The 8377-nt window shown below is 40.6% G+C and carries 8 protein-coding genes and 1 pseudogene; 5 read left to right on the top strand and 4 right to left on the bottom strand.

Annotated elements, in window-relative coordinates; translation table 11 throughout:
* The 3 genes and pseudogenes from IQ229_RS04700 to IQ229_RS04690 all read right to left on the bottom strand — a co-directional run.
* Nucleotides 1–112: pseudogene (locus IQ229_RS04700) on the bottom strand (response regulator); the annotation flags it as partial.
* A 430-nt stretch (nt 113–542) separates the two neighbouring features.
* Nucleotides 543–965, bottom strand: a complete 423-nt coding sequence (locus tag IQ229_RS04695) for a hypothetical protein (RefSeq protein ID WP_194041727.1) — start codon at nt 963–965, stop codon at nt 543–545.
* Nucleotides 966–1060: 95 nt separating this feature from the next.
* On the bottom strand, nt 1061–1864 hold the full coding sequence (locus IQ229_RS04690) for a peroxiredoxin-like family protein (protein ID WP_194041725.1): 804 nt from the start codon (nt 1862–1864) through the stop codon (nt 1061–1063).
* Nucleotides 1865–2129: 265 nt separating this feature from the next.
* On the opposite strand from IQ229_RS04690, the gene IQ229_RS04685 reads away from it, so the two are divergent.
* A complete protein-coding gene (locus IQ229_RS04685) occupies nt 2130–2327 on the top strand; it encodes an NblA/ycf18 family protein (RefSeq protein ID WP_194041722.1) in 198 nt (65 codons plus the stop codon).
* A 313-nt stretch (nt 2328–2640) separates the two neighbouring features.
* Here the strand turns inward: IQ229_RS04685 and IQ229_RS04680 are convergent, their stop codons facing one another.
* The gene (locus IQ229_RS04680; protein WP_194041720.1) at nt 2641–4149 is read right to left on the bottom strand and encodes an aminotransferase-like domain-containing protein; all 1509 of its coding nucleotides are present in this window, start codon (nt 4147–4149) and stop codon (nt 2641–2643) included.
* A 218-nt stretch (nt 4150–4367) separates the two neighbouring features.
* Between IQ229_RS04680 and IQ229_RS04675 the strand changes: the two genes are divergently transcribed.
* The 4 genes from IQ229_RS04675 (at nt 4368) to IQ229_RS04660 (ending at nt 8187) form a co-directional block, all read left to right on the top strand.
* Nucleotides 4368–4595, top strand: a complete 228-nt coding sequence (locus tag IQ229_RS04675) for a hypothetical protein (protein ID WP_194041719.1) — start codon at nt 4368–4370, stop codon at nt 4593–4595.
* A 6-nt stretch (nt 4596–4601) separates the two neighbouring features.
* Nucleotides 4602–5489, top strand: a complete 888-nt coding sequence (locus IQ229_RS04670; protein ID WP_194041717.1) for a DMT family transporter — start codon at nt 4602–4604, stop codon at nt 5487–5489.
* A 293-nt stretch (nt 5490–5782) separates the two neighbouring features.
* Complete coding sequence (locus tag IQ229_RS04665; protein WP_194041715.1) at nt 5783–6211, top strand: hypothetical protein; 429 nt, start codon at nt 5783–5785, stop codon at nt 6209–6211.
* Between the two features lie 617 nt (nt 6212–6828).
* Nucleotides 6829–8187, top strand: coding sequence for an APC family permease (locus tag IQ229_RS04660; RefSeq protein WP_194041713.1), 1359 nt, complete (start codon nt 6829–6831; stop codon nt 8185–8187).
* The last annotated feature ends 190 nt before the right edge of the window (nt 8188–8377 follow it).

The following is an 8377-nucleotide window of genomic DNA, read 5'->3' as shown; positions in this document are numbered from 1 at the left end:
CTATAACTGTTGCTCCATCCATTTCCAATACAGTAGTGATAAAAAACCGAGTATCATCATCATCCTCAACTACCAAGATATCTAAGCCAGTAAGAGTTCCAGAAGTTTGCATAATAAATGACATTTAATTTATCCTTACTTGCTATATTCGTAATTAAGAGAGTACAGAGCAAGCAGTGATTACAACTACGAATTACGTTAGCAAGTCCGCAAGCGTGATTATCAATTACGAATTATTATGACTTTTACACCCTTTAGAGCAGATTTTGGATTCACAAAATTAGATTGATGTGCTGGGAGTGTTGATGTGATACCGAAGCAGGCTCTTTTAACAAGAAATGATTTAACACCATAATTTCAAACATATAGCTTGATGGTCACTACTGCTTCATCTATTTTCCTCCTGGAAGACCATTTCGTACAAATGAAATTCAAGCGTCATTAAAAAGTCCTCACTTATCTCGATTTTCAGCATAATTCAGAATTCAGGAGTCAAAATTCATTCTGAATACTGATTGACAAAATGCGCTTTATCTTAATTCTCATTGATGCCCCATACAACAGTCGGTTTGTACCCCAGCAAACTGCTCGTCTTCTTTAACCGAAGACTGGGTTATCAGTCTTCTCGATTCAGCATCAATCGCCTGATAATAATATTTCCTTGTTTGATTTTGTGATGCCTTGCATCCCACGATTGTGACCTCCCAGATCCAGCGATTAGGAGCAACCGATTTGTCTTTGTCTCCGGCATATTCAGACCATTGCACAAAGCGTTTAGAGATGGCAACAAATGGATGTCTTACACCAGGAACTAAAACTAACTGGTTTAACAGTTCTCCTTTGGATCTGTAACTATTGTCAGGAAAATCATATTGGCGAATAGATGCAAGCGCAGGATAAAATAGTGAGGTTACGATTGATAAAGATAGAATAATTTGTTTAAGCACACAGACAAAAAAAGCCAACAATATTATTATTGAAGACTTTTTTTGTTTTTTGGTTACTAGCGATTATTGAAAAGGTCTTCAAATATGCTGATACTGTAAAACTATAGCAGAGATTAAAATTGATTCCCAAGCCCAGCTAATTCCGTTTCGATCGAGGATAAAAATGATAGGGGCTGACTCATATTAGCAGCAAAGCCCAGAATTCCTGGATCTAGATGTTCGTAAAGTAATTGGCCTTTGGTATCAAACAAAAAAGTTCCACCGCGCTGAGTTAAGTAAGCAGAATTAAGTACATAAGTATGCCAATTGCTGAGAACTTCAACCATATTCCGTAGCCGTAAAGTAGCCAATTCAAAGGGACGTTGAAACCCACTTCCGCCAGCTAATTGGAAAAACGAGCCTTTAAAAGCAGGTAGAGGAGTACCTTGAATAATTTCATCATCTTCAATGAGTTGAGGGGCTTGACGATCTCCCCTGTATCCCCGAAAAACTTCTCTTAGCGTTCCAGGACTTCCAAACCCTGCACACATTAACACTAGATTTAGCCAAGCTTTCTGAGCAGGGGAAAGTCCAGGGAAAGAAAGATTGAGACCTGAATATAGTTTGAGTTGGTGATGTAGTTCTCCATTAGGTTCAACAAATAAATTTTCAGGTGGAAATCCTGTGTATTCACAGAATCTTGTTCCAGAGGCGCGATTACCAATTCCCACTGCACGAATAACTAGTTTTTCATCCGACAATTTTTTAGCTTCGCGCTGTAACCACCACGCATATTCAAGACTATCAAAATCCCCAAGTTGGGGCCAGACTAAAACAAGAATATATGAGGCAGTCTCGCAATTTTCTAGTAGGGGTCGGGTCATGCCATCACTAACACGCTGAAGTCTGGTCTGATTAAGGATAGTGTAAGGATTCATGACAAATTATGACTCGGATATTTGGGGGATCAGTGACACAGGATGTACTAAAGCATTAATATGCCATCATCTCAGTTTTGTAAATATTTTGTTATACTAGTTAACAGAAGTTCATATTTAGGTTTGACACCGCTAAGTAAGGGAATACCCAGTAGGCCGCTTGATGAGTGTATTACTGCTAACGGCAGCTAGATATGAAGGCTTCTTCTCAAGATTGCCAACATTGACCCTTTAGTTTTCGCCTAGTTGGGCGATTAATCCTGCGATGAATCAACCCATTACATTATCTTTAGAACAAGAATTTAGCCTTAGAACTTTTGCTGACCAAGTGCAGCAGATGTCGCGTGAACAAGCTCAAGAGTTTTTGCTTATGCTCTATAAGCAGATGATAATTCGGGAAACGACTTACCAAGAATTGCTCAAACATCAGTGGGAACTTGATTCAGACTCAATATTGGGCTAAAGCATACAAGCAAATAAATGTTTTGAATTTAGCAGCGACAAAGAAATATTGCTAGAAACGCTCTGTCGGTGGGAGCTTGCGAGAGTGCTGGAATATAGTAGTATAAGTCCGTTCGCACTCCTATTGACCTGATGTCTGCGTAAAAGTGACTTTACAACGGTTTTCATGTATTTGAACCACCCCTGTCGTAGGGGCGCAAGACCTTGCGCCCCTACCGCGTGGTCTGTTTACCTGAAAATAGCTGTAATTCATGGGTTAGTATTGGCGCGCTCGGCGTTTCACTACTTAATGAATTATGTATAACTGAACATGACTATAAGTGAATAGACGATACACTTACATATTGAGATGGCAAATCTATACTAATAAAACTCTTAGTTAAATACTTTTTAATTAGCTGACCAAGAATCTTAATTCCATGTTCAATATCCTCTGGTGTTTGGCAAAAGTTCAAGCGCATCGCCGGATACCCTTGCCCTAGAAAAAATGCAGCACCACTAGCAACAAGGACATTGTGAGATAAGGCTTCAGAGCAAATTGCTTGAATAGGTAAATAGTGTGGCAGATGAGTCCACAAAAATAAACCACCTTTCGGAATTGTCCAGGTGATAGCTTCGGGAAAGTAGTTTTCCAAAGCTTGCAACATCACATTGCGACTTTGCAAGTTATTAATACGTAAACGATTCAAGTGACGGCGGTAATGTCCCGATGCTAAAAATTCACTCACAATTGCCTGAGATACTGTAGAAGCATGCAAGTCATTAAGTAATTTATGTTTTACCAAAGATTGATAATGCTCACCTGTCACCACCATATAACCAACTCGTAGTCCAGGCATTAAGGTTTTTGAAAATGTACTGATATAAGTGACCAAATTATGACGATCGAGTGCCTTGATGGGAGAAGGAACAGGTTGAAAATTTAACCCTTCGTAGGCATTATCTTCCAAAATAAAACACTCGTATTGTTCTGCCAATTTTAATAAATCTTGCCGATGATTTTGGGAGGTTGTAATACCTGTTGGATTATGTAAAGTACTGATAGTGTAAATTAATTTTGGTCGGTGACTTTTGAGATACTGCTCCAACAATTCTAGATTCATTCCCTCAACAGTCATGGGAATTCCTATGACTTTAGCCTGTAAATTTTCGAGAATTCCCAATGCTCCGTGATAGGTTGGTGTTTCTACAATCACCCAGTCATCTTTTTGCAGGTAATATTGCATTGCTAAAGATAAAGCTTGCTGTGAGCCAGTAGTAATAATTATGTCTTCAGGGGAAACCTCTAATCCTTGTTGAACTAACATCTGAGCAATCAGTTGCCGCAACATAAGTTGTCCTTGAGGAAAGTCTTCTCTGAAAAGGATATCTCCTGCATTAGCCAAGGCTCGTTTTGCAACCCGTTGCAGGTTATCTGAGATAGAACTAGAAGGAAAACCGGAACTGAACTCAATAATATCTTGCTGTCGTCGAGCCTGAATTGAAGCTGTATATTGCTCGAAAAATGACCCTCCACCTTGTGAAATTATCACCTCTTGAGACGGGGAAAAGGTTGAACGCAAAGTCAGATTAGATAATACTGTGATTGTGCGGTTGACAAAATAGCCTGAACCCTGACGAGCATGGATGAGACCATCAGCTTCTAAGAGGCTGTAAGCCTCAATTACAGTCAACTTATTAACTTGAATACTCGTAGACATCACCCGAATAGAGGGAAGTTTTTGTCCATCTGGTATTTTGCCAGATTTAATCAGACGGCTGAGATAATTGCGAATCTGTAGATATATCGGGGTTGGTGAGTGCCGATCTAAAGGAATATTCACTGTGAAACCCTTCCTTCGGGATGATAGTAGGGATTATAGGCAATATAAGGGATTTTTTTGTATTTGAACTGGTACAGTTAAGTGCAGTTTGACTAGAACAGTTGTAAATACTGTGACTGTACCAGTCAAAATTGGATAAATCTGTACCTTCTCACTGGTATGTTTCCAAGCGAATCTAGAAAGTATCTGATGCTCGATTGAGCCAAAAGGACTTTTCTATGAAGATAGTTGATAAATGGTTGCTACTAAAATCAAAACTTCAAGAATCTTGGCATAGCTTAATTACAGTAATGGCAAGCAGTTCTCAGTTGCAAGTTTGGCAAAATCACCTTGCCAATGGGGATTGTTCTTGGCACGCCTATGACCCGATGACAGGACGTTCTGCTTGTTTTGGCTCTGAAGCTGAAATGCGAATGTGGATTGAAACCCAGTATTACACCAAATAAGTTAGCATGATCCGAAATATTAATCCAGAAACACTGGGACTCGGTTGTGGCTTTTTGGGTGTGCTGGGATTTAGCCTTACCTTACCAGCAACTCGTGCTGCCGTTGCTGACTTCGATCCGACTTTTGTCGGGCTGGGACGTGCAGTAGTTGCTGGTGTTCTGGCAATGATTGTTTTGTGGGTAACTCGTCAGCCTTTACCACTAAGCAAACACTGGGGGAGCTTACTAATTATTACAGTCGGAGTAGTTTTGGGGTTTCCATTACTATCAGCCTGGGCAATGCAGAAATTACCAGCGACAGATGGTGCAGTAATTATAGGGCTTGTTCCTTTGGTAACTGCCATTGCTGCCACACTCAAAGGTAGAGAGCGTCCTTCCCGAAAGTTTTGGTTCGCTAGTATTTTCGGTAGTACGACCGTTGTTTTATTTGCTTTTACCTCTAGCGGGGGACAAATTCAGGGAGGAGATTTACTTTTGTTGGGTGCAGTAGGCGCAGCTGCTATTGGCTATGCAGAAGGAGGATATTTAGCTCAGATTTTGGGAGGATGGCAAGTTATTTGTTGGGCTTTAGTTATAGCATTTCCGATTTTGCTTATACCCGTAACATACACAGTGTTTCAGCACGGATTAGTTGCTTCACCAACTGCTTGGTTGGGTTTTAGTTATGTCAGTATTTTCAGTCAGTTCCTGGCTTTCTTTGCTTGGTATCACGGAATGAGTATCGGTGGTGTTGCAAGGGTTAGTCAGATACAGTTACTACAACCGTTTTTAACGATTATATTTTCTGGGCTATTATTAGGTGAACAAATTACGCCATTGATGCTGCTAGTTTCTGGTATCGTGATTGCTAGCATCGCGGTGGGAAAACAAGCATTAATTGAACGCAAGATTTAACTAGGTTATCAAAACAGAATTCAGGAGTCAGAATACAAGATTTTCTAATTGTCGAGAAACAAGACGTTTTTCAAGTTGGTGAGGTACACACGCTAAGTCTGTTACCCAAGCATAAAGCGTGTTTTACTCCTGAATTCTGCTGTATATTGTCATGACGAAAGAGTATCTGCTTCAATTGGATCTATAGATAGAGAAATATCCTGAGCGCAGCTGGTATATTTAGAAGTTTTAGTAGTAACATTTTTTGAATAGAATTAAGAGATTAACCTGGTATTTTTACAAGCCTTGGCAGTATGAATATGGAATTTTTTCACAGGATTCCTTTGATGCCTTTAGTATTACTCTTATTGGCTTACATTCTCCTGGGATGGTATCTTGCTGCTCATCATATTATTTGGTTAGTAGGAGCTTTTGTTGTTGCTATGGTTATAGCTGTAGTACGAAAAAGTTTTTCTTGGTTAGAGCGTTTAATTGAGTTTGGCTCGAAAACTTTAGTTGTCATCTTGTTTTTAAGTATATCAATTGCTTTAGTAGCAACTTGGTCGATATTATTAAGGCTCTTTATTATACCCTTAGCCACTACGCTTTTAGCTGATTTAGAAATGCGCTTTTCTGGCTACAATAAACTAGATTCATTTTGGGTTATTACTGTCCTAGCTGTATTGGGTTTGGTAGTAGGTGAAGTAATAGACATTTTACTTTTTCCCAGTAGCAGATACTAAAGAGTTAGGGATAAAAAAATCGGTATATTATTTATTAATTAACAACGCACAGATGTGCATCCCTACTTAAGCGAAACTATGGAGCGATCGCTGTCTGTACTACAGCAGGGTGTAAATCAAGCATCGATTATAAATCAATAAAACGTTTCCGCTATAAAAATTATGCGTAGCGTTAATAGCTTTTTTCTCAAGAAATGCACAATTATGCATCATTGGTCAATCATTCTTTAGATTAGTATAAATCTCACTATGGGAAGACGTTTTACTAATTAAAATTTCCTATCTTACTTAGGAATAATGTTGTCTGGCAAGAAAGGTTAGAGCGATACCTACGACGGCAAGCTATGCACAGAGATTAATCTTAATGTGGATTGATGGAGATTACGGGTTGAAGATATATCACTGGTGACTGTCACTTTCTCGTCATATTTATTGTTAATCATAAAAGTATAGGTACTTTCTCAAAAGTTAAATTTTTGGCTGGTATCCCCAATCTCAAAGGTTTTATTGAATCGTGAGTTCCCAAATCTGGAGTACATAGATGATTCCTCTGTTGAACAAAGACTATAAAACAAACAAAGCCAAAAGTCCCAGATCAACACTAATAAGGAAGTAATGTGAGTAGACGTAAAAACTACAATTTGCTCGATCGGACAACATCAACTGAAGTAGCAACACCCAAACCATCCCTGACATTACCAGACGCAGTGGCTCTAATTGTGGGTATTGTGATCGGAGCGGGGATTTTTGAAGTTCCGGCTCTAGTGGCCAGTCAAGCAGGTAGCGATATTGCTGTACTGCTTTTTTGGCTAATGGGTGGTGTGGTATCTCTGGTAGGAGCGCTGTGCTATGCAGAGTTGGCAACTGTCTATCCCGATGTTGGTGGTACTTACTATTATTTGAAACGTGCATTCGGGCGGGGAGTCGCCTTTTTGTTTGCCTGGGCGCGGATGACAGTGATTCAAACTGGTTCCATTGCTCTTTTGGCATTTGTTTTTGGCGATTATGTTTCTCAGATATGGCGGCTGGGAACGTTTTCGTCTTCTATATATGCAGCCATAGCGATCGCACTGTTAACTGCTTTGAACATCGTTGGTTTGCAACAGGGTAAGTGGACACAAAACTTGCTGAGTGCTGCGAAAGTTCTAGGTTTGTTGCTGGTAGTAATTATTGGGCTTACCGCCATTCCTAATTCTGCCGCCCCTGTAGAATCTGCATCATCAGGAACCTGGGGACTAGCGATGGTGTTTGTGTTGTTGTCTTACGGCGGTTGGAATGAAGCGGCTTACATCTCCGCAGAAATTCAAGATGGACGACGCAACATTGTGCGATCGCTAATGTGGAGTATTGGGATCATCACTGCCATTTATCTGCTAATCAATCTGGCTTATCTGCGGGGGCTAGGATTAGCAAACATGGCCCAGTCGGAAGCAGTAGCCGCAGATTTAATGCGCTCTCTTTGGGGCGCACCGGGAGCCTTATTTATTAGTGTATTGATTGCGATCACTACTTTAGGAGCAACCAACGCCACAATCTTTACTGGAGCGCGTACCAATTTCGCACTGGGACAGGATTTTTCGCTATTTGGTTTTATGGGACACTGGAAACAACATCCAAGTAGCCCTACCTATGCTTTATTTTTGCAAGCAGCGATCGCCTTAGCACTGGTTTTTTTAGGCACGCTCACCCGTAAAGGCTTTGAAACAATGGTGGATTACACCGCCCCAATATTTTGGTTCTTCTTCTTGCTTTCCGGCATATCACTGCTGGTCTTGCGAATCCGTGAACCCCACATAGTACGGCCATTTCGTGTGCCATTTTATCCTTTCACGCCATTACTGTTTTGTGCCGTCTGCGGTTACTTGCTTTATTCCACCTTGGTTCATACAGGCGTAGGAGCGATCGCAGGTGTTTTAGTGGTGGCAGCAGGTATTCCCCTGTTGTTCTGGAATAACTACCGTCAAGGTAGGACGTGAGATGAGTGAGCAGGGGAGCAGGGGAGCAGGGGAGAAGAGGAGAAATACCAGTAAGTCTTTCCCCTCTGCCTCTTGTGCCCAATGCCCCCATACCCAATACCCAATAACTATTGACAAAGGAGAAAATTCATGGACTTCAAAAAAACTCTGTTTTTACTGGTTACAGGCGTTAGTATTACCAGTTTAGGAA

The organism is Nostoc cf. edaphicum LEGE 07299, from assembly GCF_015207245.1.
In the GTDB taxonomy this organism is placed as follows: Bacteria; Cyanobacteriota; Cyanobacteriia; order Cyanobacteriales; family Nostocaceae; genus Nostoc; species Nostoc edaphicum_B.
The sequence above is the reverse complement of the archived record's forward strand: the minus strand, read 5'-3'. Positions and strand labels throughout refer to the sequence as shown.

Coding starts and splice junctions, on each gene's coding strand:
- IQ229_RS04690 (WP_194041725.1), bottom strand. CDS start 1,864: ATGAATCCTTACACTATCCTTAATCAGACCAGACTTCAGCGTGTTAGT.
- IQ229_RS04685 (WP_194041722.1), top strand. CDS start 2,130: ATGAATCAACCCATTACATTATCTTTAGAACAAGAATTTAGCCTTAGA.
- IQ229_RS04675 (WP_194041719.1), top strand. CDS start 4,368: ATGAAGATAGTTGATAAATGGTTGCTACTAAAATCAAAACTTCAAGAA.
- IQ229_RS04670 (WP_194041717.1), top strand. CDS start 4,602: ATGATCCGAAATATTAATCCAGAAACACTGGGACTCGGTTGTGGCTTT.
- IQ229_RS04665 (WP_194041715.1), top strand. CDS start 5,783: ATGAATATGGAATTTTTTCACAGGATTCCTTTGATGCCTTTAGTATTA.